The following is a 26,224-nucleotide window of genomic DNA, read 5'->3' as shown; positions in this document are numbered from 1 at the left end:
ATGCATAATAAAGATTAAATGAAAAGTAATTTAAAGTAGTAAGTATTTTAATAGGGAGAAGATATGATGAATATTGAAATATGTAAGTGGTTTAATAATTCAGATTCTCCAGTTATGTTTATGATAGACGATTTAGCAAACGTTTGGGTAGATACAACTAAAAGCGGGGAATTAGAATTAGGTGAAGATTGGGGTTATTGGAAAAATGAAGAAAAATCATCTTTTCGATATTTAAACGAAGTTATTTTGAAGGAGTTTCCAGAGGTTAAAGCTACATTCTTTGTGCCAGTAGGTGTTAGAGTGGGAATGATAAAAGAACCAGTAGCGCCCTCAATATCAAAAAAGATTAATCATGATGAAGCGACGAAAAATTTTTTTAGAGACATTCATCAAAATCCTAGATTTGAAATTGCATATCACGGAACTACTCATGGTAAAGTGGGAGAAACAAATTTGGATTTCAAACAAGAATGGGAACTTTTTTCGAGTGTAGAAAAAGCTGTGGATGTTGTTGAGGACGGAAAAAGAATCTACAAAGATGCAATAGGTGTTAATCCTTTGGGTGGAAAATATTGTGGTTATACTAGTAATGAGTTTTCAGATTTTAGTATAGACAAAACAGACTTTTTATGGTGGTGTAGATACTGGAATAGAGGAATAGAGGAGGGTGAAGTAGATAAAATTTCTGGAGGAGATAAAAATTCATTATCTAATTATGATATCAAAAAGTTTGGGGATAATAATGTTATTGACATACCATCAACAGTAAACGGTGGTTTATTGACAAGTGTATTAAATAGCAATTTTATATCTATCAAAGGGATATTAAAAAAAATATTAAAAAGATATTTAGTACAAAAAAAATTACAACAAATAGAATATTTATTAACAAGAAAATTAGTCATTAGTATCCAGGAACATATTGCACCTTCTAGAGATGATGGAAGAAGACAAATGCCTAATATTTTTGATGATACTAAAAGTTTACAAGCTATATTTAGACACCTTCGCAATAAGAATGTATGGTATTGTACAGGTACTGAACTGGCAAATTATGTGTATTCGAGGGATAACTTTGTAATTAAGTCTACATCGGAGAGTACTTTTTATTTCGTAAAAACCGAGGATAATAATCGAGACGTAGAATTAGGTGAAGTAACACTATCTATTTCTGAGTTTGAAAAAGGAAATTTGTTATTACCAAATCAAACAATTAAAGAAGTGAGGAATGGCATTGTTAATGTTCCAATAATGCCAGGAACTTATCAAATTATTTAGGGACATATTGCTGATTTTAAGTAATAAGTAATTTAAATCTATGAGGTTACTAAATATGAAATTAATATTTATTTTAAGTCTATTTTTATTTCTTTATTTTTCTTCTTTATGTTTAATTCTTATGAGGAAGAATAAAAAAAACACTATTATTATTTTTCTGTCTATAATTCTAATGGTTATAACTTTAAATATTTCACCGACTATGTTTGCCGTTGACTTTCAAAACATTCAATTACAGTTATTACTATTTGTTTTAGTTATTTTGAATTGTACATTAGCAATATATAAGTTAATTCGAAGACAGACATTTTCTAGTTTTGATAAGAAAACATACAGTATTACAACGTATGCAGTGTGTTTGGTGATAATAATCCTTCACTTCTGTTTGCAATTTTTCACAATGAAAATATTTGATATTAATTTATTTGTATTTCATTTGACTGTGTATTGTAATCTATTGTTAATGGGAGTTTTCTTCAGGCAAGTTAGAGGTTTTAGTTTACAATCAAAATGTTTTTTTCAAATTGTAGGTTTTTTCTCTCTATTTAATTCTATTTTATCGATATTTCAGTACATATTTAATAGATCATTTCTGTTATTTTCTAATCAGGATAGTATTAATTATACTGAAGGATTAGAAGTCGTTAAAAGAGTAGTTGGAGTAATAGGGGCTAGTAATGGCGCTGGGAACTTGGGAGTTATCTTATTTCCTATTTTATTATTTAACTTTATACAAAGAAAAAATTTGCTGAATTCGTTAACTTTATTGTTAAATATTATATTTGTTGCATTGACCTTAACGCGCATATCATATGTGGCTATTTTGTGCCAAATATTAATTATTTTTTTAATTAAGAAGTCTAAGAATAAGAAGGAATCTGGTTATAAAATTTTACTTGCTAGTATTATTTTTTTAGGAAGTATATTGATTATATCCTTATTCTATACTGAAATAGTAGATTTGTTATTTGTAAGTCGTGGTAATACTCAGGAACATAGATTTATACAATTTATAAATGTTTTTCAATTAATAAAAGAAAATCTGGTGATGGGAATAGGAGCTGGACAATACACGTATTATGCATCTTATTATCTTTTTTCAAAAGATTTAGTGGTTCATTCTCAAGTTTTGAATATTCTTTTAGAACAAGGAATAGTTTCGTTTATAGGCTTTGTGATCCTAAATATAAGTTTACTATTATTTATACTGAGAAATATTAAGGATGGTTATAAATGGCTTCCGATTTCTCTATTTATAGGGAATTTAATTACCACAAATTTCAATCCGAATCAATACTATTCTATAAATATATATATATACTTTTTTATTATGCTATCACTTACATGTTCTACAGATTTATTGTTAAAGAAAAAGTGAAGATTTAAATAGTTGCTGAAACAGTTGAATGTTCAGCTAATGGAGAAGAGGAAATAAAATGAATGTACTGATGTGTGAATATCTTCAATATGATACTGTATTTCAAGTGGGAAGCCATTACTATGCTAAAGAATTTCTTAAAGAAAATAATAATGTGGTTTGGGTTAATCAACCTAAACCCTTTTTTTTCGGTAAAGAAAATAATAATAATGTCCCCACTGCAAACTTAGAAATTTATAATCCTAATGTCTTACTACCTTTTTGTAAATATCCTGCGCTTAATACAAAATTTTGGGCAGAATATCACATAAAATATCCTTTTTCAAAAGTTAGTAGTGATTTAAAGAAAAAAGAAATAGATGTGATGTGGCTTACAAATGTAAAAATGTACGAATTAGCAAATCAATTAAATTATAAATTTATGATTCATAGAATGGCTGATGACTTTTCTGGTTTTAAAGGGGCGTATAAGAACCTTATATATTTACAAAATCAAGTTGTACAAAAATCAGATTTAGTGGTTGTTACTGCTAAAAATTTAATTGATGTGGCTTATAAACACAATAAAAATGTTTTATATCTTCCAAATGGTGTTAACACAAATAGGTTTAAAGGGAATGTTGGTGATGTTCCCCTAGAGTATCAAAATTTAAATCGCCCTGTCATTGTATATGTAGGAGCAGTAGAAGAATGGTTTGATTATGAATTAGTTATTAAAGCAGCTGAAAAATTAAAAGAATATGCTTTTGTTATTATAGGAAATGTCAGTGATACGATAAGAGAAACTTTTGCTTCAAACAAAAACATCCATTTGTTGGGAAAAAAATCGCATGATGAGATACCTAGGTATTTAAAGTATGCTAATGTGGGTATTATGCCGTTTGTTGATAATAAATTAACAAATAGTATTCATCCATTAAAATTATATGAATATTTTGCAGCGGGATTACCTGTTGTGTCGAGAAGGCTTCAAGAAGTAGTTGAAATGGATTCGCCGGCTAAATTATATAAGACAAATGAAGAATTTATAACTTTAATAGATGAAACAATTAAAGAGACAGTAAATAAAGAGATATTTGTGGAATATGCCGAGCATAATACATGGGAAAAAAGATATGAACATTTAAAGCATTATATAAATTATTAGGGTGAGTATATGAAAATACTATTAATTAATAAATATTACTATGTAAAGGGTGGCAGTGAGACGTATTTTTTCGGTTTAAAAAAGATGCTAGAAGATAATGGACATGAAGTTATTGTTTTTAGTATGCAAGATGAAAAAAATCAACAAAGTCAGTTTGAAGATCACTTCGTGAAAAATGTTAATTATCAAGAGGATAGTGGTATTTTAGCAAAAATGCAGGGAGCTATGAAATTAATACATTCTAATGAAGCGTATAGGAAGTTATGCAAATTAATTGCTTGTACCAAACCAGATATTGCCCATGTTAACTTAATATACCATCAACTGACGCCTTCTATTTTTCAAGCATTAAAAAAATATAACATACCGACAGTTTTTACTTCACATGATTATAAATTAGTTTGTCCAAATTATAAGCTTTTTAATAATGATGAAATATGTACGAAATGTATCCAAGGTAATTTTGTGAATTGCTTTAAAAATCGTTGTCATAAAGATTCGACAGTATATAGTCTGTTATTAACTATGGAGGCATATTGGCATAAATGGTTAAAATCGTATGATGTAGCTGATTTTGTAATATGTCCAAGTAAATTTATGTACAATCAATTAGCTGAAAATAGGATACCGGTTAAAAAGCTAGTACACCTTCCTAATTTTTTAACAAATAATTTTCTTGAAGTTGAAATGAATGAAAAAAAAGAAAAATTTATACTCTATTATGGTAGACTGTCTAAAGAAAAAGGCATAGATACTTTACTAGATGCTCAAAGGCTATTAGGCGAAAGAATAACTTTGAAATTAATAGGGACAGGTCCAGAAGAAGCGAGACTAAAAGCTAGAGTTGAACAGGAAAATATTCAAAACGTTGAATTTTTGGGGTTTAAATCTGGGAATGATTTAGTGGTAGAAATTAAGAAAGCGAAAGCTACCATAATTCCTTCGGTATGGCATGAAGTTTTCGGTTTAACGATTATTGAATCTTTAAGTGCGGGGACTCCTGTCATCGGATCTAAAGTAGGAGGAATAACAGAATTAATACAAGAAGGAGAAAATGGATTTTTATTTGAAAGAGCGAATGAAAAAGAGCTTGCAAATAAAATAGAAAGATTGATCAATTTATCCGAAGATGAGTATGCTCAAATGGCACGGAATAGCTATCGGGCTAAAAATGAATTTAAACCTGAATGGTATTATGGAGAATTAGTTAGCATATATGAACAGGCCATTAATAATAAGAAGATAAGGAAGTAATTTGACAATGAAACATGTATTTATCATCGGATCGAAAGGAATCCCCGCAAAATATGGTGGATTCGAAACATTTGTAGAATACTTAACAGCTCGAAAACAAAATGAACAGATTCAATATCATGTGTCTTGTTTAGCTGATAATAGTGATGAATTTAAACATAATAACGCAAGATGTTTTAATGTGAAAACACCTGAAATTGGTAGTGCAAAAGCAGTAGCATACGATATATTTAGTTTAAAAGAATGTATTCGCTATATCAAAAAGAATAATCTAACAGACTGTATTGTATATGTACTAGCATGCCGTATTGGACCATTCTTTTCCTTTTATAAAGGGAAGCTAGAAAAAATGGGTGTAAAAGTATTTGTAAATCCAGATGGTCATGAGTGGAAGAGAAGCAAATGGAGTCCTGCTATCAGAACATATTGGAAAATATCTGAGAAGCTAATGGTCAAACATGCAGATTTATTAGTATGCGATTCTAAAGGGATTGAGTCATACATTAAAACAGATTATAAAAAGTATAGCCCTCAGACGACATTTATTGCTTATGGTGCGGATGTCACATCATCATCTTTAAAAGACAATGATGTAAAATTAAATGAATGGTATAAGAAACATGATATAAATGCTAATGAATATTATTTAGTAGTTGGTCGTTTTGTTCCAGAGAACAACTATGAACTAATGGTTCGTGAATTTATGAAGTCAGATTCTAAGAAAGACTTTGTGATTATTTCTAACGTTGAACAAAATCAATTTTATCAAGATTTATTAGCAACGACGAATTTTGATAAGGATCCTCGTGTTAAGTTTGTTGGAACTGTATATGACCAAGAATTATTGAAGAAAGTTCGTGAAAATGCATTTGCATATTTCCATGGGCATGAAGTAGGTGGAACGAATCCATCATTATTAGAAGCATTGGCTTCTACAAAATTAAATATGCTTCTAGATGTGGTGTTTAATAAAGAGGTTGGGGAAGAAGGAGCTGTTTATTTCTCTAAAGAAGGTGGCTCTTTAGCTAACTTAATTCATGAAGTTGAGCGATATTCACAAGAACAAATTAATGAATTGAGTAGTAAGGCGAAAGATAGAATTATCCATGAATACTCATGGGAGAAAATTGTAAATGATTATGAATCTTTATTTTTAAAGTCATAACAAAAATTAGAAGGGGGATGAATCTAGACAGATTTATTCCCTATTTCTATGATATATATAAAGGAGTGCGAGTAATTTATGAAAGGTATTATTCTAGCTGGAGGTAGTGGAACACGCTTATATCCACTTACACAAGCGGTATCAAAACAATTGTTACCTGTATATGATAAGCCAATGATTTATTATCCATTATCAGTATTAATGCTTGCTGGTATTCAAGAAATTTTAATTATCTCTACACCACAGGATACACCTCGTTTTAAAGAGTTATTGGGAGATGGTTCACAGTTTGGGATAAAACTTGAATATGCTGTGCAGCCTTCTCCAGATGGTTTAGCTCAGGCATTTATTATTGGAGAAGAGTTCATTGGTAATGATTCTGTAGCTCTTGTTCTTGGTGATAATTTATTCTATGGACACGGTTTAACGAAATTATTACAAAACGCCGTAGAACGTCAAGAAGGGGCAACTGTCTTTGGATATTATGTAAATGATCCAGAACGTTTTGGGGTTGTGGAGTTTGATGAAGATGGAAAGGCTATTTCTATTGAGGAGAAACCTCAAGATCCAAAGTCACATTATGCTGTAACAGGTTTATATTTCTATGATAATCGTGTTATAGAGATTGCAAAGAATATTAAACCATCATCTCGTGGTGAATTGGAAATTACGGATATAAATAAGGTTTATTTACAATTACAAGAGTTACATGTTGAAATTCTTGGACGTGGCTTCTCTTGGTTAGACTCTGGTACGCACGAGTCGTTACTAGAGGCATCTCAATTTATTGAAACAATTGAAAAACGTCAAAGCTTAAAAGTAGCTTGTTTAGAGGAAATAGCCTTTAGAAAAGGATATATTACACGTGAGAAGCTATTAGACTTAGCGGAGCCGATGAAAAAAAATCAATACGGTCAATATTTAATTCGATTGGCAGAACAAAGTAAACAAAAACAACCAATTTATCAATAAGGGAGTACGTATAATGAATATTGTTGAAACTAAGATTCCGGATGTAGTTATTTTAGAGCCTAAAGTATTTGGGGATCATCGTGGATATTTTATGGAAAGTTATAATAAAGATGTTTTTGATAAACTTGGTTTGGAGTATGAATTCATTCAGGATAATCAATCTTTATCAGTACCAGCCGGAACATTACGTGGATTACATTTTCAGTTAAATCCTAAAGCACAGACAAAGATAGTACGCTGTATTACAGGTGCTATTTATGATGTAGCTGTTGATATTCGTAAAGGCTCACCTACATATGGTCAATGGGTTGGTGTTATTTTAAGTGAGCATAATAAGCGCCAATTAGTTGTGCCAAAAGGATTTGCGCATGGATTTTGTACATTAGTACCGAATTCAACAGTGGCGTATAAAGTAGATGAATACTATTCTCCTGATCATGATGCAGGTATTCTATGGAATGACCCAGCATTAGGAATCGATTGGCCGGTAAGTGAACCGATTCTTTCAGAAAAGGATACTAAACATCCACTATTAGAAGAAGCAAATATTAATTTTGTGTACGAGAAATAAGGAGGAATAACATGAAGTTATTAGTAACAGGTGGCGCAGGGTTTATTGGAAGTAACTTTGTTCGATATATGGTGAAGAAGTATCCTGAATACAATATTGTAAACTTAGATGCGTTAACATATGCAGGTAATTTAGAAAATCTAAAAGATATTGAGGGATTATCTAATTATAAATTTGTCAAAGGTGATATAGCAGATCGTCAGTTTATTAATCAATTATTTAAAGAGGAAAAGTTTGATTATATATTAAACTTTGCAGCAGAGTCGCATGTAGATAGAAGTATTACAAATCCTGATATTTTTATTCAAACGAATATTCAAGGTACACAAATATTGCTAGATGCTGCTAAAAATGCAGAAGTAAAAAAATACTTACAAGTTTCAACAGATGAGGTATACGGAACTTTAGGCGAAACTGGTTACTTTACGGAAGAAACACCCTTAGCATCAAATAGCCCATATAGTTCAAGTAAAGCTGGTGCAGACCTATTAGTTCGCGCCTATCATGAAACGTTTGGATTGCCTGTAAATATTACGCGTTGTTCAAATAATTACGGACCTTTCCACTTCCCAGAGAAGTTAATTCCTCTAATGATTATTAACGCGTTGAATGATAAGCAATTACCTGTATATGGAGATGGTTTAAATGTACGTGATTGGTTACATGTGGAAGATCATTGTCAGGCAATCGATTTAGTACTTCATAAAGGAAAAAATGGTGAAGTGTACAATGTTGGCGGAAACAATGAACGTACAAACATTGAAATCGTAAAAACAATCTTAAAAGCATTGGATAAACCAGAATCTCTAATTAAGTATGTTACAGATCGCCCAGGTCATGATCGTCGTTACGCAATTGATGCGACAAAACTTCGTGAAGAATTAGGTTGGTCACCAAAGTATAACTTTGATACAGGCATTGAACAAACTATTAAATGGTATTTAGAAAATCAAGATTGGTGGAAAAATATTATTTCTGGAGAATACCAAGAATACTTCAAGAATCAATATGCTAATAGATTAGAGGTATAAAATATGAAAGTATTGGTAACAGGAGCTAAAGGACAGTTAGGGCAGGATGTAGTAAATTTATTAGAAGAACAGACATGGGAAGTCTTTGGGCTCGGCAGAGAAGAGTTAAATATTACAGATGAAAAACAAGTAAGCGAAAAAGTATTATTAATTCAGCCGGATATTATTATTCACACGGCAGCATATACACAAGTAGATCAAGCGGAAAGCGATGAAGAAGCTGCTTTTAATGTCAATGCTGAAGGAACGAAATATTTAGCGAAAGCTGCTGAAGCAGTGGGGGCAAAGTTTTGTTATGTAAGTACTGATTACGTTTTTGATGGAACAAAAAATGAACCATATAAAGCGGATGATCAAACTAATCCTCAGACTGTATACGGTAAATCGAAATTGGTTGGAGAACAGTATACACAAGAGTATTGTTCAAAAAATTATATTGTTAGGACTTCTTGGGTATTTGGTTTATATGGTAATAATTTCGTGAAGACGATGCTACGTTTGGCAGAGGAGAAGAAAGAATTAGGGATTGTTCATGACCAAGTGGGTTCACCAACTTATACAACTGACTTAGCGAGATTTATTATTAACCTTGTACAAACTGATAAATATGGGATATACCATGGTTCTAATTCAGGGGTGTGTTCGTGGTATGAGTTTGCAAAAGAGATATTCGAACAATCTAATATTGAAATAATGGTTAATCCGCTAACGACAGAAGATTTTCCAAGGCCTGCTGCACGCCCTAAATATTCGGTGCTAGATAAAGGGATGATTGAACAAAATGGATTTGAATCATTCCAAGATTGGAAAAAAGCGTTAAAAGATTTTCTTAAGAATTTGTAAGATAGTGGGGGAATTAGTGATTTACAAATGATTTGTAAATCTGTATAGTTTTATATGGAATAATACCTGATAAAAATAAAGTTATTTAATTTGTTACTTGAAAGAAGGAAAAACGATGAAGAAAAAGATTCTATTTTGGATTCTAGGTATCATTGGTGTTCTTGTTGTTGCTGGTGGTGTATATGCATATACTGTTTACTCTAATGTATCTAATACGTTAAATACAGTACACAAACCGTTAGATCGTGATAAGTCCGATAAACGAGATAAGAAAGTAGAGATTGCAGATAATAAACCTATATCTATTTTACTGATGGGTGTAGATCAAGAAGATAATGGAACAGGTAGATCGGATTCGCTTATGTTATTTACCTTAAACCCAAAAACAAAATCTATGAAAATTACGAGTATCCCACGAGATTCTTATACGGAGATTGTAGGGAAAGGCAAAAAAGATAAAATCAACCATGCTTATGCTTTCGGTGGCATTGATATGACTGTAAAAACAGTAGAGAATTTTCTGAATATACCAGTTGATCATTATATTGAAGTAAACATGGCTGGATTCAAAGATATTGTAGATGCCGTTGGCGGTGTTGATGTAAATAATGATTTGGAATTTACATCAAGGGAATCGCATTTTGCTAAAGGGAATATTCATTTAAATGGTGAAACGGCATTAAAGTATACTCGTATGCGTTACGAAGATCCACGCGGTGACTTCGGTCGCCAAATGCGTCAACGTCAAGTCATCCAAGCTGTAATTAAAAAGGGTGCGAGTGTTTCTTCTCTAGCGAGCTATGGTGACGTATTAAAAGCAATTGAGAAAAACGTTAAAACAAGTTTAACACAAGATCAAATGTTTGATATTCAAAAGAACTATAAAGATTGTATGGAGAACAGTGAAGAAATCCAAATTCCAGGTGACGGCCACAAAGCCGCTGATGGTATTTGGTACTACTATGTTCCAGATGCAGCAAAACAAGATATAACGAATAAGTTAAGAGCACATCTTGAATTGACTAAGTAATATGTAATAACCCAACTCCTTTGGAAGGAGTTGGGTTTATTTTTGCGTAGGTTTATATTAGTATTATATATTGTGAGATTAATAGATGAGGTGAATCGATGAATAAGAAAGCAGTAGTTGTCCTATTTATTTTTGTATTGTTTATTGCTTCGGTTGTGAGCGGTAAACTATATTGGAATAAGAAGATTGCGAATGCAACAGGGCAAACGAGTGAAGTAACGAAAACAAAGGCTGAAGTGAAAGATAGCGGAGCGAAGAAGGAAGAGAAAAAACAAGATGCAAAGTCATCTTTTAATGAAGCATACGCAAAGAACTTGCCAGATGCAGTGAAAGAGAAGTTAAAGAAAGCTGCTCAGGATAAGAAGGCAGTAAATCTTGTTATTGTTGGTGATGAAGCTTCTTCATCTGAAAAAGATGCTTGGGTAGCTAAGTTCACTGCTAATTTAGAGGCTTCTTACGGTAAAGGTTTATGGAATGTGACGGTAAAGGAATATAAGGGTGAAAGTACAGAGGAATTAATTGCAAATAAACGCGATAAAGAGATTGCGAAAGACAATCCAGATGTAATTTTATTTGAACCACCATTTATTACCGATAACGGAAAAACTGGTAATGGAAATTCTGTAGCGAGTACACAGAAGTTTGTGCAAGCACTTTCTACTAGTGCAAAAGGCACTACAATTATGATTCAACCATCAAACCCAGTGTATGGTGCGAAGAATTATCCGAAAGCGATTGAAGCATTAAAACAATTTGCGACGCAAAATGGTTATACATATGTTGATCATTGGGGAGCTTGGCCTGATGCAACAACGAAAGCAATTTTACCGTACTTACAAACAGAGTTCGGTTTCCCAAATGCTAAGGGACATGAAGTTTGGGCACAATATGTAACGGATTATTTTGTAGCTAAGTAATGATATATAAAAGGTATACGAGCAATCGTATACCTTTTATAATAAGAAAGTGAGTAAGTAAGAAATCCTAATATATGTAGGAGGAAGACAATGAATTCAATTCTAATCTGCGGCGGAGCGGGCTATATCGGTTCTCACGCTGTTAAAAAATTAGTAGACGAAGGTTTATCTGTAGTTGTAGTAGATAATTTACAAACTGGTCATGAAGATGCGATTACGGAAGGTGCGAAGTTTTATAATGGTGACCTTCGTGATAAGGAATTTTTAAGAGATGTTTTTAAACAAGAAAATATCGAGGCGGTTATGCATTTTGCAGCTGATTCTTTAGTTGGAGTTAGTATGGAGAAGCCTCTTCAGTATTATAATAATAATGTGTATGGTGCACTTTGCCTGCTAGAAGTAATGGATGAGTTTAAAGTAGATAAGTTTATTTTCTCTTCTACTGCGGCGACTTATGGTGAGGTAGATGTAAATCTTATTACTGAGGAAACGAAGACAAATCCGACGAATACATACGGAGAGACGAAGTTAGCAATCGAAAAGATGCTTCATTGGTATAGCCAAGCTTCAAATTTACGCTATAAGATTTTCAGATACTTTAATGTGGCTGGTGCAACTCCAAGTGGTATTATCGGGGAAGATCACCGTCCAGAGACACATTTAATCCCTCTTGTTTTACAAGTGGCGTTAGGTCAACGTGAGAAGATTATGATGTTCGGTGATGATTATAATACACCAGATGGTACTTGTATCCGTGATTATATTCATGTTGAAGATTTAGTGGCAGCTCATTTCTTAGGACTTAAAGACCTACAAAATGGTGGGGAAAGTGATTTCTACAACTTAGGAAATGGTAATGGCTTTAGTGTAAAAGAAATTGTTGATGCAGTTCGTGAAGTTACGAATCATGAGATTCCAGCTGAGATGGCACCACGCCGTGCGGGAGATCCAGCACGCTTAGTAGCTTCTTCTCAAAAGGCGAAAGAGAAGTTAGGATGGAATCCTGAGTATGTAAATGTGAAGACAATTATCGAGCACGCGTGGGATTGGCATCAGAAGAAACCTAATGGGTATGAGAAATAAGTTTAATAAATGAGAGAGGGTATCGTCGACAAAATATGTTCGACAATACCCTCTCTTTTTTTGCCTTATTTTTGCTATACTAAACTGTACTATAATACGGGATGGAAGGAGGAGAATGATGAAAATACTTGTAGTAGATGATGAATCGAGTATTCGTAATTTGATTCGGATGCAGTTAGAGATGGAAGGGTATGAAGTATTGACGGCGGCTGATGGGAGAGAAGCTTTAGAGAGATGGAATGAGCAGCCGGATGTACTTATTTTAGATGTGATGCTTCCTGATACGGATGGGTATGAGTTGTTACGTTTATTCAGGGAGAAGGAGCGTGATATTCCGGTGCTTATGTTGACAGCGAAGAGTCAGATGAATGATAAGTTACTTGGTCTTCAGCTTGGAGCTGATGATTATGTGACGAAGCCTTTTAATTATGCGGAGCTTATTCTTCGGGTGAAGAATATGGCGCGGCGCGTGAAGAAGAAGGAGGTTCCTTTAAATCATGAGGTGATTGGGGCTGGTGATTTACTTATTTGTCCAAAGGAACGAAAGCTTCATGTGAGTGGGCAGGAGATTCAGTTAACGTACCGAGAGTTTAATTTATGTCAGTTGTTTGTTTCGAATCCGCAGCGTGTATTCATGAGAGATGAGCTATTAGAGAAGGTATGGGGGTTTGAGTATATCGGAAATACGAGAGCGGTTGATATTATGGTGCAAAGGCTTCGGAAGAAACTCGGCGCAAGCGGGGAGTATATTAAGACAATTTATGGTGTGGGGTATAAGCTTGATTGCTAAAAGGTGATGATATGTCTTTAAAACGAAATATGGTGTTTGGAATAGTTGGGTTGTTGATTCCAATTCTTGTTCTTTTGTATGCGGTTGTTTATATTGCACTGGAGAAGAATGTGTATCATAATGCGGCAGATTCCTTAGAAAAGTTAAGTGTGGAAGCGCAAATTTATACGATGAATTATTTAGAGAAGGAAGCAGAAGTAGAGACGCTAGGGCCTAATTCGCTTTTAATTGCTTCGTATTTAGCGAAGCGAATGGATGTCCGGGTGCAGATGATTGGGAAGAATGGAGATGTTGTTGCAGATACACAAAAAGGAGCGTTACTTCATCGGAATATTGACATTGAGAGTTCTTTGAAGGGAAAGAAATCTTATGTTTTCGAGGAGGGAGACCCAGCTCCAATTCTTTTGTTTTCAAGTCCGGTTTATTATGGAAACGATGTCATTGGAAGTATTCGTTTTATAAATGAGTTAACGGATGAGAAGGAAGTTTTAACAAATGTAAGTTGGACGTTTTTAATGACATCGCTTTGTTTAGTAGCTGCTGGTATTTTCTTTGCGATTCGTTTGGCGAAGTCTCTTCATAAACCAATTGATCAGTTAAGGCAAATGGCATATCGGCTTGCGAATGGAGATTATGAAAGTAAGATTGAGCTGAATGAGTATGTGGAAATTGCGCAGCTTTCAGCGTCCTTTAATGCGATGGCTGATGGGATTGAGCTGCATATTAAGCAGCTGAAGGAAGAGAAAGAGAAACAGAGAGATTTCTTGGACCGCATTACGCATGAGCTGAAAACACCGCTAACGGCAATTATCGGTTATGTGGATTTAATTCCGAAGTTGCAGTCGAAGGAGGATGTGCAGGAGAGCCTCCGTTATGTGTCTGTAGAAAGTGAGCGTCTATTATCACTTGTAGAGGAATTACTTAAGTCTTCAAAGTACGGGAAGAGTACGTTTGAAGTGTCACCTACGGTCGTGAATATTAAAGATTTGGCAGAAGAAGCGGTTTCGATTGTGAAACTTAGGTTGCAGCAGTTTGAAATTGAAGTTATGAATGAGTTAACAGAAGTACACGTCGTTGCGGATTTTGATAAGACGAAGCAAATTTTCTTGAATGTGCTTGATAATGCGATTAAATATAGTGATGCTACGCAAGTTCGTATGAATGTAATTATAAATGAGCAGGAAGCGAAAGTTTTTGTTCATGATGATGGTATTGGTATGGATGAAGGTGTGCTTGCAGAATGGAATGAGTCTCCGGAAGGTAAGGTGCTTCCTTCAAGTTACGGGAATGGCTATGGCTTATACATTTGTCAGGAGATTATGAAGAAGCAAGGCGGAAGTATGCGAATTGAGAGTAGTGAAGAAATGGGAACTACAATATGCATTACATTTTTACTTCCGAGACGGATGGAAGATATAAAAAACTTGAAAGCGGTTAAATGATACATTTATGAAACAATTATGCGGTATTTTCGAAACAACGTTTTTTTATCTTGGAGGTAGGCAGAAATGAAAAGGCTATCATTTCAAATTCTTATGTTTGTCTTTTGTATGATCGTTTCTCTTATTTTGTTTTATGTTATTGAGAAGCAAATATATAATCGAATCACAATTGTGGATGACAAACAAGCCGTTTTACAAAGAGTGAATGAATCCCTTCCTACTGAAGTGAAAGTAAGGCATGAGAAGTGGGGAGAAATTGTTGTAACGGATGAAGTTCGTTTGCATACGATTGTTTCATTCTTTGACCGAATTCGAATAGAACCAAGAGAAGCGAGGAATCAAGAACAAGTATTTACTGGAGAAGTAACGTACTTGAATGGACATAAACGTACTTTTGCAGTAGGTGACTTGTTCCAGTACGAGGCTAATGTATACGGAAAGAATGGCACGGATCCGATGATCTCAGCATTTCAAACGTATTTGTTAAGTCTGTATTATACACCAGAGCGCATTAGTAATTTCTTTGCGGAGGCAAAGGAAGTTGTAGTGAGGCAAGGGGATGTAATACGTACTATAGATCTTACGCAAATATTTGATTCTATTCGATACGCAAAGCAAATTACAGATTACGGAGAAATTCAGAAATTATTACAATCACAGAATGAGCCGATTGCTTATATTACTGCCTATAAAACAGGCAAACGTGTAAAGAATGAGCGGGAGGATATTCTAACTATTTCTGTGTATCCATCGTACTTTGTTGTGCAATATCTCGGTGATAATAACGGGAATGTCATGTATATGAAGGGCTCCCTAGCAGAATTTCTTGTAAAGGAGAGTGTGTCATGAGAAAGATAGCCTTTTTCTTCTTTTTGCTAGTAATCGGAGGAGCGATGTCTAGTTGCTCTCGAGATACAACCTCTATTAAATATAATAAAAGTGGTCTCCCTATTTTGGATGATCGTCATCTCGTTGCGTATGTAGCGGCCCGCGAGGAAGTTGGTGAAGCTTTGCTTTCTTCATTTTGTAAACAACGCGGGTGTACATATGAATTTATTCGTCTATCGACAGAAGAACTTCTTCGGAGAGTAGAAGAGGAAGCTGGAAATCCGAAGGCGGATATTATTATTGGCGGCACAGTAGATGCGCATCAAATGATGAAGCAAAAGAACCTTTCTATTCCTGTTACGACCCAGCATGCGAATCGCATTTCCAAGACTGTTAAAGATAAAGACGGTTATTGGTACGGTTATGAGGTGGAGAAATTGGCAATTGCGATTAATAAAGAGCGGTGGAATGAAGAAATAGCGCAGCTCGGTCTTCCCTATCCATCAAGGTGGCAAGATCTATTAGATCCGGTATATACGGGTAAGATTGCAATGCCTGATCCAAATGTTTCCGGCACAGCATATACTTTGTTTCAATCACTTATTGATACTTTAGGTGAAGAAGAAGCGAAAGAGTATGTTAAGAATCTTGCAAGGCAAGTTGGTGAAGTAACGGTGAATGGTTATATGCCCGCAGAACTGGTTGCGAGCGGTGAATATATGATAGGCATCAATTTTGCGGGCGATCAGAGAATGCTTCAGAAACAAGGCTTTCCTATTGTAAGTAATGAACCTGAGCAAACAGGATTATCTGTTAATGCGATTTCGAAACTGAAGCGTGCACCGAGTGGTATTATTGCGGACTTATTTATTGATTATTGTTTATCAGAAGAAGCGGGGCACATTTTAGAAAAAGTTTCGTTTGGCGTACCAACGATGTTTGCGAAGAATCAGAAAGAGATAGAAGGTCAGCCGGTTAGAAGGACGAACAAAAATATATCAAATAGTGGAATAATCGAGATATGGAATAGACAGCGTCTCTCTCAGCAGTGAGAAAAGGAGACGAAAGAATATGTTTAAATGGCTTAAGCCAGCACCTGCAATTGAGAGATTGCCGGCGGATATGATTGACAGGGTATACAAATTATTACGTATTCGTGTGCTAATGGGAATTTCAGTTGGGTATGCTGCTTATTATTTAGTTCGTAGTAACTTTAATTTATCTACTACGTATTTAGTAGACGAGTACGGATTTAGCACTACACAAATCGGGTTATTAGGTGCAGTAATGGCTGTTGTTTATGGACTTAGTAAATTCTTTATGGGGAATTTATCGGATAAGGCTTTTGCTCAACGATTTATTGCAGTAGGTTTATTTTTATCTGGGCTTGTTAATATTTGTTTCGGTTTTGCATCTTCCTTTGGGATGATTTTAACATTACTTGTTCTAAACGGTATTGTACAAGGTATGGGAGCACCACCGTGTAGTATTGTTATGACGAAATGGTTTTCAAAGAAAGAACGTGGTACGAAAACAGGTCTTTGGAATATTTCACATAACGTTGGTGGATTACTTGTTCCGCCATTCATTGGAATTGGTGTAGGTATTTTTGGTGAAAGTCATTGGCAAGGTGGCGTATTTATTTTCCCAGCGATTATCGTTATGGTAATTGCAGTTCTAGTATGGATTAATGCGAAGGATACACCAGAATCTGAAGGTCTTCCGCCAATTGATGAGTATCGTAATGACTATGAAGATCTTGAAAAAGCAGATAATGCTAACAAGATGTCACCAAAAGAAATTTTAATGAAATATGTAGTGACAAATAAGTTCGTTTGGTATTTATGTATTGCCAATGCATTTGTTTACTTAATTCGCTTCGGTGTTATTAACTGGGTACCAATTTACTTAACAACAGTTAAAGGTTTTACAAAAACAGAAGCGCATGCAGCGTATTCAATATTTGAGGCAGCAGCGATTCCAAGTTCTTTAATTGTCGGCTTTTTAAGTGATAAATTATTCAAAGGGAAACGTATGCCATTATGTGTTATTAGTATGGCTGGGGTTGTTGTTGGTACGGTTGTATATTGGCAAGCAACTAGCATACTTGTTGTGAGTATTGCAGTTTCTGTTATCGGTTGTTTAATTTATGTACCACAATTTTTAATTGGTTTAAGTGCAATGGAATTAGTACCGAAATTTGCAGTAGGTACAACAGTTGGTATGTGTGGTCTGTTTGGTTATGTTGGAGGAAGCTTCGTAGCAAACGCAGCAATTGGTATTATTGTTGATCGTTCTGGCTGGGATGGTTGTTTCATGTTACTGTTAGCAGGCGGTGTTTTATCAACAATTTTCTTACTGATTGTTCAAATGGGACATGAGAGAAAAGGTCCTAAAGTGGCGTAATAGTTTATTCGGGAAAGCGATCCAATTATTATTTTGGATCGCTTTTTTAATAATCGAAAGGACGACCATATGTAAAATTAAAGTTTTATGTGTAAATCGCTTATATAATAAATAGCACTTTCAGTTACTAAGGGGCTAGTTATTTAATATAATTTTTTTAGATTTAATAAAGCAATTACATACATGGATAGACCGAAAAAAGCCCCAGCACAGCCCCAAAGTACAACATCAAATAAAGAGACAGAGATTTCTTCTGAACCTAAATAAGGAAGGATATAAGTCATAAATACAAACATTTGGAATCCCCAAAGTGCACCTGCTTTTAAGCCAGCTTTTTTTAATGTCTTTTTATGTTTAAAATACTCTTCTTCTGTTGCACACTCAGTATCATTTAGGCCCTTTTTTTTCAATTTAAAGATTAAATAATTAGCGTAAATCATATTAATAAGAAAAATAAATATAGTACCTATAGATATTGTATGGTTCATAGTATCGACGAGTAACATAATAAGCATTACCAACATATTTAACCACCATAAACCAATTCCAGCTATAGCTAATTCTTTATTGATTTCTTGTTTTTGATACTCATCTCTTTCACTAATTGTTCCAATAAAATTATTATAAACTTTTTCTTTCCATTCAATTTTCATCATTTAATCTCCCTCCCAAAATAGGCTGTTTAAATCTGTTTTTAACGCTTTTGCTAATTCGATACATAAAGCTAAAGAAGGATTATATTTATTATTTTCAATTAAGTTTATTGTCTGTCTAGCCGCATTAACTTTTTTAGCTAATTCTAGCTGAGACAGGCCTTCAGATTTTCGATAGTTTTTAACGTTATTCAAATATAAACCTCCTATTAATAGTTGTAGGCTTCGTGTACCGAAGTGTCACATATATATGACACTCTACACTTGGATAAATAAAATGTCAAATATATATGACAAAAATGAGGGCGATACAATTGGGGAATTTAGTTTAATAATTCAAATTAGTAGGAAGTTCTTTAGTAAAGGAGGGAGCATGAAATTGATGTTGTGTAAGATGAAAATGTATCATCTAAATACAAAAAAACTAATTTAAATTGGATTTTTCTTTTCCTTAAAACTATCTTAAAAGATAGAATGTCATATTTCTAATCATTGGTATTTTTGTTACAATATAAATGATTGTGTAAAACTTTGTAAAATGAGTGTAACAATGTAAGTGGGGATGCAATTTTCCGAAAGTTTTATACAATTAAATATCTATTAAACTATTAAGATATAAAAGGAGAGAGAATATGTTACCAAATACGGTTCGTACTCCAAACAAGAAGAAGAAATGGATTATCATCGGAGTTATTGCACTAATTGTTATTGTAGCAGCAGTTAATATTTTTGTTATGCAAGGTAAGAAGAAAGGTACGGCGAAGACAGATGCTGTAAGTTTTGAGAAAGTGACAGAGCGTAAGCTTAATAATACGAAATTAATTTCTGGTCAAGTGAAGCCAGGAAATATTGAAAGTTTCTATGCGGATCCGACTAAAGGAAAAGTGAAAGATATTGCAGTGAAAGAAGGACAAGAGGTAGAAAAAGGAACGAAACTATTCTCTTATGATAATGAAGAAATTAATCTTCAAATGAAGCAAGCTGATCTTGATCAGAAGATGGCTGATATGCGTTACGATCAAGGGAAAAAGAAGATTGATTCATTGAAGAAAGAAATTAAGAAGGTAAAAGATAGTGGGGCTGGGAAAGAAGTAACAGACCCAATGGAAGAGCAAGTGAGTGAGTTAGAAATGGCTCAGAAAACAACTGACCTTGAGAAAGAAAAAGGGAAGTTACAAAAAGAAGAGTTAAGTAAAAAACAGAAAGAACTTACGATTTATAGTAATTTTACTGGTGTTGTACAGAAGTTAGATAAGGATGCAGCGCAAAGTTCATCTCAGGCATTAGGTGGTCAAGGGAAAGCATTTTTACAAGTTGCTTCTAAAGACCCGTTCCAGGTTCAAGGGACTTTAACAGAGCTTCAAAAGTCACAAATTCAAAAAGATCAAACGTTCACTGTAACTGCGAAAGCAAATAATAAGAAGAAGTGGACAGGTAAGATTACGGAAGTAAGTGAATTCCCAACGAGTGCAGAGATGGCTCAAGCTGCTGGTGAGGGAACTCAAAATATGTCTCAATATACATATAAAGCAAGTCTTGATAGCCAAGATGGTTTATCTCCAGGTTATCACGTTTCTCTGCAAGTAAATTTAGAGAATAAGACGATGATTGCTGTTCCAAGTAAGAGCATTGTAGAAAAAGGCGAAGATGCATTTGTTTATATTGAAGAGAAAGGAAAGCTTCGTAAACAAAATGTGAAAAAAGGTTCTACTGATGGAGACTGGACAGAGATTGTTGAAGGCGCAACAGTGGGGCAAAAGGTGGTTAAAAATCCTTCCGACGACGTGTATGACGGAATGGAAGTGAAAGAGAAATGATTACGTTAAATAATATTGCTAAAACATATTATCAAGGAAAATTGGCAGTGCCGATTTTACATGGTATTAGTTTAACAATTCAAAGCGGTGAGTTCGTTTCTATTATGGGACCGTCTGGTTCTGGTAAATCAACGCTTATGAATATTATCGGTTGTTTAGATCGTCCAACAGAAGGTGAATATATGTTGAATGATGTGAATATCTTAACAGCAGACGAGTCAAAACTAGCTTTAATTCGTAATGAATATATCGGCTTTGTGTTCCAGCACTTTAATTTGCTGCCGCGTCTTTCCGCAGTGGAAAACGTTGAACTTCCGCTCATCTATGGTGGGGTGAAGAAAGCAGAGCGTCGTCAGAGAGCCCTTGAAGCGCTTGGGAAAGTTGGATTATCAGATAGAGTCCATCATTTGCCTAGTGAGTTATCAGGTGGACAGAAGCAACGTGTAGCGATTGCGAGATCGATTGCAAATAATCCAACGTTTATTATGGCCGATGAGCCGACAGGTGCACTTGATACGAAGTCTGGTGCACAAGTTATGGATATTTTCACGAAGCTAAATGCAGAAGGTACGACGATTGTTATGGTTACGCATGAAGAAGAGGTAGCAGCGTATTCTTCCCGCCGCATTGTACTGCGAGATGGGAAAATTACAGAAGATAGAAGGTGTGCAGTATGAGTTTACTAGATAGTATAAAAATTGCCCTATCTTCTATTTTAGCTCATAAACTGCGTTCAGCTCTTACGATGCTCGGTATTATTATCGGCGTTGGCTCAATTATTACTGTCGTTGCAATTGGGCAAGGCGGGGAAGCGATGCTGAAGTCGAAATTCGCAGGTTCTGGTGGTAATAACCTTATGCCAATTCAATTTAAACCAGATATTAATGATGAGTTTGCTATAGGTGGATTTCAAATACCGAAGTTAACTGAAGAGGATATTTTGGAAGTAAAACAAGTGAAAGATGTTTCACACGTTATTACGACAAACCAGAATTCAGAGGTACTTGATGTAAATGATAAAAAAGCAAATCTAAATGTTATTGGTCTTGATAATGAATATTTTGCGGTTAATAAAGTAAAGGTCGTAAAGGGACGTACTTTAAATGAATCCGATATTTCTCATGCAAATAACGTTGTGATGATTAGTACAAAAACAGAAGAGACGTTATTTAAGGACGTAAACCCAGTGGGACAAATTATTGAGATGAAGGGGCAGCCAATGCAAATTATTGGTGTGTATACATCTGATAATGAGTTTATGGGATTTGAAATGGAAGAAGCGTTAATTCCCCTTACTTTATGGCCTGTTTTATACGGAACAGATGAGATTCAAAGTATAGCAATTCAATCTAAAAATGTAGACAATTTAGAATCAGCAGGGAAACAAGCTGTTGATGTATTAAATAGTCGTAAGCCAAGTGAAATTCCAGGTAAATATGAACTGGTGAATTTAAAAGAGTTCCAAGAAAATGTTTCTAAAGTTACTAATATCATGACGATGATCATCGGCGGTATCGCTGGTATTTCACTAGTCGTTGGTGGTATTGGCGTTATGAATATCATGCTCGTATCTGTAACAGAGCGTACACGTGAAATTGGGGTGCGTAAGGCACTTGGAGCAACACGTAGTAAAATTTTATTACAGTTTTTAATTGAAGCAGTTATGTTAACGCTTCTAGGTGGTTTAATCGGAATTGGTCTTGGGTATGGTGGGGCATATATCGTTTCCACATTTGCGAAGTGGCCACCGCTCGTTTCATGGGAAGTTGTCGTTGGGGGCGTATTGTTCTCTATGACACTAGGTATTATCTTCGGATTAATTCCAGCAAACAAAGCTGCGAAGTTAGATCCGATCGAAGCACTTCGTTATGAGTAATTTACTAGTGTATTAGAGAGAAAACTCTCTAATGCACATTACCGTTCTAGTGGGCGGTTCGTAGCCTCTAAATGAGGATGTGAACCGCCCGTTAGAACGGGTTATATAAATAGAAGGAGGCGTTATAATGGAAGCGAATTTGAATACGCAAAAGGTTGAAGGGGAGAAGCCATCATTATTTGGAATGATTACTTCTCCTGGTTTACAGTTTGAGAGAATGAAGACGAAAAGCCCGGTCTGGGGAGGATTTTTCTTATTTCTTTTAATGGGGACAATCTTATCAGCAGCGGTAGCTTATTTAGGATTACTTAATACTCCGGAGCTGGCGAAGTTGGTTAAGGATGATACGACGGGGATAATGAAATGGACTACACTTGGATTTGGGGCTTTTGGAGGTCTAGTTGGAACAGCTGTTGGTCTTTTTGTGGTAGCAGGATTTTATAAAGTTATTATGATGTTTATGAGCAATGATACTCCATATATGAAGATATTATCTATTTATATATATGCCAATGTTGTCTTTTATGTTGGTAGTCTTCTCAATGTAGCTTTAGGATATATTCTTGGTGGAAATGGCGCTGATAAATATACAAGTTTAGGGCCTTTATTTGAACAAGGAACAATTGCATATGGCATTGGTTCTGCATTTGAAGTCTTTAACATTTGGAGCCTAATTTTAACTGGCTTAGGCTTGCATATCGTTGCTGGTTTAAGTAAAAAACAAGCAATAATTTTAATTTCTATATTCTTTATCCTTACAATTGGCTTTAGTATGTTAGGCGGTATGTTCTCTGATTTTGGCGCATAACATGTTGTTTTGAAAAGGTGACTCTTCCGAGAGTCACCTTTTTTATTTTTACTCCTATTTCAAATACCCCTATTAGAATTTCAAATACTGCCTAGTGTAATTTCAAATTACGGCAGCAGTATTTGAAATTACCCACAATGAAATTTCCTTTCTCATTTTATATTGTAGAGGTACCGCGGAATACTGAAGAGGTATACCTTTTAGAAACGGGCACTGTGTGAAGCCAGCGACTTTTGCAGATACGGTTGTTTTGTATGAAGGTATGATTGTAAATCAAATAAAGAGGTTAAATATTTACCAGGAGTATGAAGAGTATTATCAATGTGGTTTAATTGGTCTTTGGCATGCGTATGAAAGGTATGAGGAGGAGAAAGGGAGTTTTCCTGCTTATGCGGTTGTAACAGTACGTGGTTATATATTGGAGAGGTTGAAGAAAGAATGCGTAGTGCAAGAGCGCTATGTATGCACGGACGAGTATGAGGAACGATTTGAGTGTGAAGATGCTGGAACGAGGGCGAAGGACTTTATGAGTGTGTTAGATGAGAGGGAGAGGCATATCATTTCAGAGCGATTTTTTACAGGGAAAAATATGGGAGAGATAGCTTCTGAAATGGGGATGACGTACTATCAAGTGAGATGGGTATATCGACAAGCACTTGAGAAAATGAGAGATAGTGTAAGGGGATAAGAATAATAAGTAGAATGGAAGGCAAAGCAAAGGAAATATTGCGTTCCATTCTATTTACTTTAAGGCAGTAAATGTGGCAAGAGGTTTTTTAAGGTAATGAATCTTTCATGTTCATTCGGGATAATACATGTCCAGATTTGAAAAATTGTTGCTGTAACTTATGAGAACCTATTTGTATTGTTATGGTAGTTCCGTTAAAAAAATGAATGTTAGCTTTGTTAGTTTTTTTGGAAAACTCTATCTCATCTATATGGTTATAGAACAACCAAATGCAGCTTGGAGAAGAAGGAGATTCTGTTGGGAAAACGCAAATATATTCTTTGTGATTAATCGGAATTGGAACATTTTGTTTGAGCTTAAAGTTTATTTGGACTGCATGACGTCTACCTTGATAAGTAGAATGAACATGTGTTAGACAAGATTTCTTTATGAGTTGGATAGCTGTTTGGCAAGAGTACAGAGGGTTTCCGCTACTGTCGATAATTTTTGTCCGGTAATAAGGGTGTTTGCAAGGTTCGAGCATCATTGTAGAACTAGAAATAAAAATATCATTCTCATTATCCATGATTCTAAAATCCTCCCTTATAAAAATTGTTATTCTGAATATAATTATATACAAATTATGTAAAATTATTATTAATCTTTTGTTTCGTATTGTAAATTTTTACGGTTCGTTTACAATCAATAGATGATAGTCTTTCTAATTTGCATCGCTTGTACATATATATGAAAATAGAAAAGAGTAGGCGGTGATATAGCATGAAGAAAAAGTATATTATTATGGCTCTAGCTGTTGTTCTCTTAGTTTATTTAGCAAACAGTAATCCGGGTAAGGGAGAATATACGGATTGGGCAGCAAAACAATTTATGAAGCGTAATGATGTGAGTAAGAAGCTAGAAGAGGTTGAGAAAGAAAACAAAGAGGGTATACTTGGCGACTTAGCATCGGCGGGAAAAAAATTGGCAAATAAGTATGTTGAACCACAAGTTGGATTATTAATTGAGCATTATACAAAGCGAAATGATTATATTTTCTTCTCAACATATACGACAGAGTTTGATTTAGGCGGAGAGAATTATAAGTATGTTTGTGTTGGTTTTTCAAACATCTTTATTCCAATTGAAATGCCGAAGAAAAAAGACGAATCTGCAAAATAATGCAGATTCGTCTTTTTGATTTACGGAGTAATCTGAACTTCAGATACGTTTTTTTCTATGAGGCGAGCCCCTTTTTTACGAGTATTTTCACTAATTGATGAAAATACAGATGAAGAAAGAATGGTATCCATTACTTGATTTACGACTAGTTCATTTACTGGTGTGATGGGATTTTCGATAGAAAAGGCAACTGTTTTTCCATCTTCTTTCACGAAAATTAACTCTAGTACTTGCATGCTTTATTCCCTCCTTTTTAATTATAGATTAGAAAGATCTGACGTGCTTACAAGTTGTACAGCGTGAAGTGATGATTGTTGTAGTGAAGCAAGAGCACGTGCTACTTCATGTACTTTTCCTAAATCTGCATTTGTTTTCACACGTTTGAATTGTTTGTTCTTAAAAACTGTTTTACCGTTTTTGTCTAATCCTCCGTTTAATACAAGGCGTAAAGTTAAATCCATTACGATTGTTTCAACTGCCATGTTTATCACCCCCTTTCACTTTATAAATAGGGTGTAAATGTCATGTTTTGGCGTGAAATTTTTTCTTTTTTTTGGTACTCTTAAAAGACTAAGAGAGGGGTTTTCGGGAGAATGAATCGTAAATGGTTATTTTGGATTCCTGTATTACTATGGATGGGGATTATTTTCTATTCTTCAGCACAGCCATATAAAAAACAGGATATGCGCTCGGATATTGAGCAATATATAAATGTTGAGTTTGTGAAAGAGCATTTTTCATGGGTATCTATCGATTATGGGGGAGGTACACCTGTTAGTATCGCAAATAAAGGTGTAGGTGGATTTGTTGAGTTTTTCCTTCGTAAAGGTGCTCATTTTATGGTGTTCTTTATGCTCGGTTCATTGACGTATTATGCTTTTCATCGATCGGGTTATTCGAGAAAAAGGTGCTTTGCATACGCCCTCCTTTTCGTTGCGGGGTATGCAACATTTGATGAAATTCATCAATGGTTTACGGGAGACCGTACACCGATGTGGCAAGATTCATTGCTTGATACGTGCGGCGGGTTAACAGGAATTATAATAAGCAATTGGTTTTGGAATAGAAAAAGGAGCTAATCTCAGTTAG

29 protein-coding genes are annotated in these 26,224 nt (G+C 34.7%); 24 read left to right on the top strand and 5 right to left on the bottom strand.

Translation table 11 applies throughout. The annotated features are described in order from the left end of the window. Positions 1-66 precede the first annotated feature (66 nt). The 17 genes from NSQ08_RS25015 (at position 67) to NSQ08_RS24935 (ending at position 18,135) form a co-directional block, all read left to right on the top strand. The gene (locus tag NSQ08_RS25015) at positions 67-1,278 is read left to right on the top strand and encodes a hypothetical protein (protein ID WP_340779533.1); all 1,212 of its coding nucleotides are present in this window, start codon (positions 67-69) and stop codon (positions 1,276-1,278) included. Positions 1,279-1,333: 55 nt separating this feature from the next. Beyond that, positions 1,334-2,656 carry an O-antigen ligase family protein gene (locus NSQ08_RS25010; protein ID WP_340779531.1) on the top strand — a complete coding sequence of 441 codons (1,323 nt, stop codon included), beginning with the start codon at positions 1,334-1,336 and terminating at the stop codon, positions 2,654-2,656. A 58-nt stretch (positions 2,657-2,714) separates the two neighbouring features. After that, positions 2,715-3,803, top strand: a complete 1,089-nt coding sequence (locus NSQ08_RS25005) for a glycosyltransferase (protein WP_340779528.1) — start codon at positions 2,715-2,717, stop codon at positions 3,801-3,803. A gap of 9 nt (positions 3,804-3,812) precedes the next feature. Further along, complete coding sequence (locus tag NSQ08_RS25000; protein WP_340779526.1) at positions 3,813-5,057, top strand: glycosyltransferase family 4 protein; 1,245 nt, start codon at positions 3,813-3,815, stop codon at positions 5,055-5,057. A 7-nt stretch (positions 5,058-5,064) separates the two neighbouring features. Further along, on the top strand, positions 5,065-6,222 hold the full coding sequence (cps2T, locus tag NSQ08_RS24995) for a beta 1-4 rhamnosyltransferase Cps2T (RefSeq protein WP_340779524.1): 1,158 nt from the start codon (positions 5,065-5,067) through the stop codon (positions 6,220-6,222). A gap of 78 nt (positions 6,223-6,300) precedes the next feature. Further along, positions 6,301-7,194 (top strand): glucose-1-phosphate thymidylyltransferase RfbA, encoded by an 894-nt coding sequence (rfbA, locus tag NSQ08_RS24990; RefSeq protein ID WP_340779522.1) that lies wholly within the window; start codon positions 6,301-6,303, stop codon positions 7,192-7,194. Between the two features lie 13 nt (positions 7,195-7,207). After that, positions 7,208-7,765: a dTDP-4-dehydrorhamnose 3,5-epimerase gene (gene rfbC, locus NSQ08_RS24985; protein ID WP_340779520.1), complete on the top strand. Its 558-nt coding sequence runs from the start codon at positions 7,208-7,210 to the stop codon at positions 7,763-7,765. A gap of 11 nt (positions 7,766-7,776) precedes the next feature. Then, complete coding sequence (rfbB, locus tag NSQ08_RS24980) at positions 7,777-8,796, top strand: dTDP-glucose 4,6-dehydratase (protein WP_340779518.1); 1,020 nt, start codon at positions 7,777-7,779, stop codon at positions 8,794-8,796. A gap of 3 nt (positions 8,797-8,799) precedes the next feature. Beyond that, on the top strand, positions 8,800-9,639 hold the full coding sequence (gene rfbD, locus NSQ08_RS24975) for a dTDP-4-dehydrorhamnose reductase (protein ID WP_340779515.1): 840 nt from the start codon (positions 8,800-8,802) through the stop codon (positions 9,637-9,639). A 115-nt stretch (positions 9,640-9,754) separates the two neighbouring features. Next, positions 9,755-10,669 carry a polyisoprenyl-teichoic acid--peptidoglycan teichoic acid transferase TagU gene (gene tagU, locus NSQ08_RS24970; RefSeq protein ID WP_340779513.1) on the top strand — a complete coding sequence of 305 codons (915 nt, stop codon included), beginning with the start codon at positions 9,755-9,757 and terminating at the stop codon, positions 10,667-10,669. A gap of 98 nt (positions 10,670-10,767) precedes the next feature. Then, entirely contained in the window at positions 10,768-11,586 is an 819-nt protein-coding gene (locus tag NSQ08_RS24965; protein WP_340779509.1) for an SGNH/GDSL hydrolase family protein, read from the top strand. 90 nt (positions 11,587-11,676) lie between these two features. Then, a complete protein-coding gene (gene galE, locus NSQ08_RS24960) occupies positions 11,677-12,669 on the top strand; it encodes a UDP-glucose 4-epimerase GalE (protein WP_340779507.1) in 993 nt (330 codons plus the stop codon). Between the two features lie 118 nt (positions 12,670-12,787). Continuing rightward, positions 12,788-13,459 carry a response regulator transcription factor gene (locus NSQ08_RS24955; RefSeq protein WP_002166430.1) on the top strand — a complete coding sequence of 224 codons (672 nt, stop codon included), beginning with the start codon at positions 12,788-12,790 and terminating at the stop codon, positions 13,457-13,459. A gap of 11 nt (positions 13,460-13,470) precedes the next feature. Next, the gene (locus NSQ08_RS24950; RefSeq protein ID WP_340780260.1) at positions 13,471-14,901 is read left to right on the top strand and encodes a HAMP domain-containing sensor histidine kinase; all 1,431 of its coding nucleotides are present in this window, start codon (positions 13,471-13,473) and stop codon (positions 14,899-14,901) included. A 66-nt stretch (positions 14,902-14,967) separates the two neighbouring features. Then, a complete protein-coding gene (locus NSQ08_RS24945; RefSeq protein ID WP_002089688.1) occupies positions 14,968-15,750 on the top strand; it encodes a DUF3919 family protein in 783 nt (260 codons plus the stop codon). Then, positions 15,747-16,781: an ABC transporter substrate-binding protein gene (locus NSQ08_RS24940; RefSeq protein ID WP_340779504.1), complete on the top strand. Its 1,035-nt coding sequence runs from the start codon at positions 15,747-15,749 to the stop codon at positions 16,779-16,781. Before NSQ08_RS24945 ends, NSQ08_RS24940 begins: the two co-directional genes overlap by 4 nt. 19 nt (positions 16,782-16,800) lie before the next feature. Continuing rightward, positions 16,801-18,135, top strand: coding sequence for an MFS transporter (locus tag NSQ08_RS24935; RefSeq protein ID WP_002034819.1), 1,335 nt, complete (start codon positions 16,801-16,803; stop codon positions 18,133-18,135). 143 nt (positions 18,136-18,278) lie between these two features. On the opposite strand, the gene NSQ08_RS24930 is transcribed toward NSQ08_RS24935, so the two are convergent. Beyond that, entirely contained in the window at positions 18,279-18,791 is a 513-nt protein-coding gene (locus NSQ08_RS24930) for a DUF3278 domain-containing protein (RefSeq protein WP_016093604.1), read from the bottom strand. Continuing rightward, positions 18,792-18,983, bottom strand: a complete 192-nt coding sequence (locus tag NSQ08_RS24925; protein WP_340779500.1) for a helix-turn-helix transcriptional regulator — start codon at positions 18,981-18,983, stop codon at positions 18,792-18,794. Between the two features lie 437 nt (positions 18,984-19,420). Between NSQ08_RS24925 and NSQ08_RS24920 the strand changes: the two genes are divergently transcribed. The 5 genes from NSQ08_RS24920 to NSQ08_RS24900 all read left to right on the top strand — a co-directional run bounded on the left by NSQ08_RS24920 (position 19,421) and on the right by NSQ08_RS24900 (position 23,977). Beyond that, positions 19,421-20,605 (top strand): efflux RND transporter periplasmic adaptor subunit, encoded by a 1,185-nt coding sequence (locus tag NSQ08_RS24920; protein ID WP_098167550.1) that lies wholly within the window; start codon positions 19,421-19,423, stop codon positions 20,603-20,605. Next, a complete protein-coding gene (locus NSQ08_RS24915; protein ID WP_016121077.1) occupies positions 20,602-21,282 on the top strand; it encodes an ABC transporter ATP-binding protein in 681 nt (226 codons plus the stop codon). Before NSQ08_RS24920 ends, NSQ08_RS24915 begins: the two co-directional genes overlap by 4 nt. Then, complete coding sequence (locus tag NSQ08_RS24910; RefSeq protein ID WP_002089681.1) at positions 21,279-22,481, top strand: ABC transporter permease; 1,203 nt, start codon at positions 21,279-21,281, stop codon at positions 22,479-22,481. The genes NSQ08_RS24915 and NSQ08_RS24910 overlap by 4 nt, the downstream gene beginning before the upstream one ends. A 127-nt stretch (positions 22,482-22,608) precedes the next feature. Beyond that, positions 22,609-23,289: a Yip1 family protein gene (locus NSQ08_RS24905; protein ID WP_061688705.1), complete on the top strand. Its 681-nt coding sequence runs from the start codon at positions 22,609-22,611 to the stop codon at positions 23,287-23,289. 217 nt (positions 23,290-23,506) lie between these two features. Beyond that, complete coding sequence (locus tag NSQ08_RS24900; RefSeq protein ID WP_085312824.1) at positions 23,507-23,977, top strand: sigma-70 family RNA polymerase sigma factor; 471 nt, start codon at positions 23,507-23,509, stop codon at positions 23,975-23,977. Between the two features lie 88 nt (positions 23,978-24,065). Here NSQ08_RS24900 and NSQ08_RS24895 read toward each other — a convergent pair whose 3' ends face one another. Continuing rightward, entirely contained in the window at positions 24,066-24,542 is a 477-nt protein-coding gene (locus NSQ08_RS24895) for a competence protein ComK (RefSeq protein WP_044439437.1), read from the bottom strand. A gap of 194 nt (positions 24,543-24,736) precedes the next feature. On the opposite strand from NSQ08_RS24895, the gene NSQ08_RS24890 reads away from it, so the two are divergent. Then, a complete protein-coding gene (locus tag NSQ08_RS24890) occupies positions 24,737-25,135 on the top strand; it encodes a DUF4359 domain-containing protein (protein ID WP_002034805.1) in 399 nt (132 codons plus the stop codon). Between the two features lie 20 nt (positions 25,136-25,155). On the opposite strand, the gene NSQ08_RS24885 is transcribed toward NSQ08_RS24890, so the two are convergent. Together NSQ08_RS24885 and NSQ08_RS24880 are read right to left on the bottom strand one after the other, a co-directional pair. Continuing rightward, positions 25,156-25,371 (bottom strand): DUF2922 domain-containing protein, encoded by a 216-nt coding sequence (locus NSQ08_RS24885; protein ID WP_002034804.1) that lies wholly within the window; start codon positions 25,369-25,371, stop codon positions 25,156-25,158. A gap of 21 nt (positions 25,372-25,392) precedes the next feature. Next, complete coding sequence (locus tag NSQ08_RS24880; RefSeq protein WP_002016256.1) at positions 25,393-25,617, bottom strand: DUF1659 domain-containing protein; 225 nt, start codon at positions 25,615-25,617, stop codon at positions 25,393-25,395. A gap of 111 nt (positions 25,618-25,728) precedes the next feature. Between NSQ08_RS24880 and NSQ08_RS24875 the strand changes: the two genes are divergently transcribed. After that, a complete protein-coding gene (locus tag NSQ08_RS24875) occupies positions 25,729-26,214 on the top strand; it encodes a VanZ family protein (protein WP_002034802.1) in 486 nt (161 codons plus the stop codon). Positions 26,215-26,224: the final 10 nt, after the last annotated feature.

The organism is Bacillus sp. FSL E2-8887 (genome assembly GCF_038007205.1).
Taxonomy (GTDB): Bacteria; Bacillota; Bacilli; order Bacillales; family Bacillaceae_G; genus Bacillus_A; species Bacillus_A mycoides.
The sequence above is the reverse complement of the archived record's forward strand: the minus strand, read 5'-3'. Positions and strand labels throughout refer to the sequence as shown.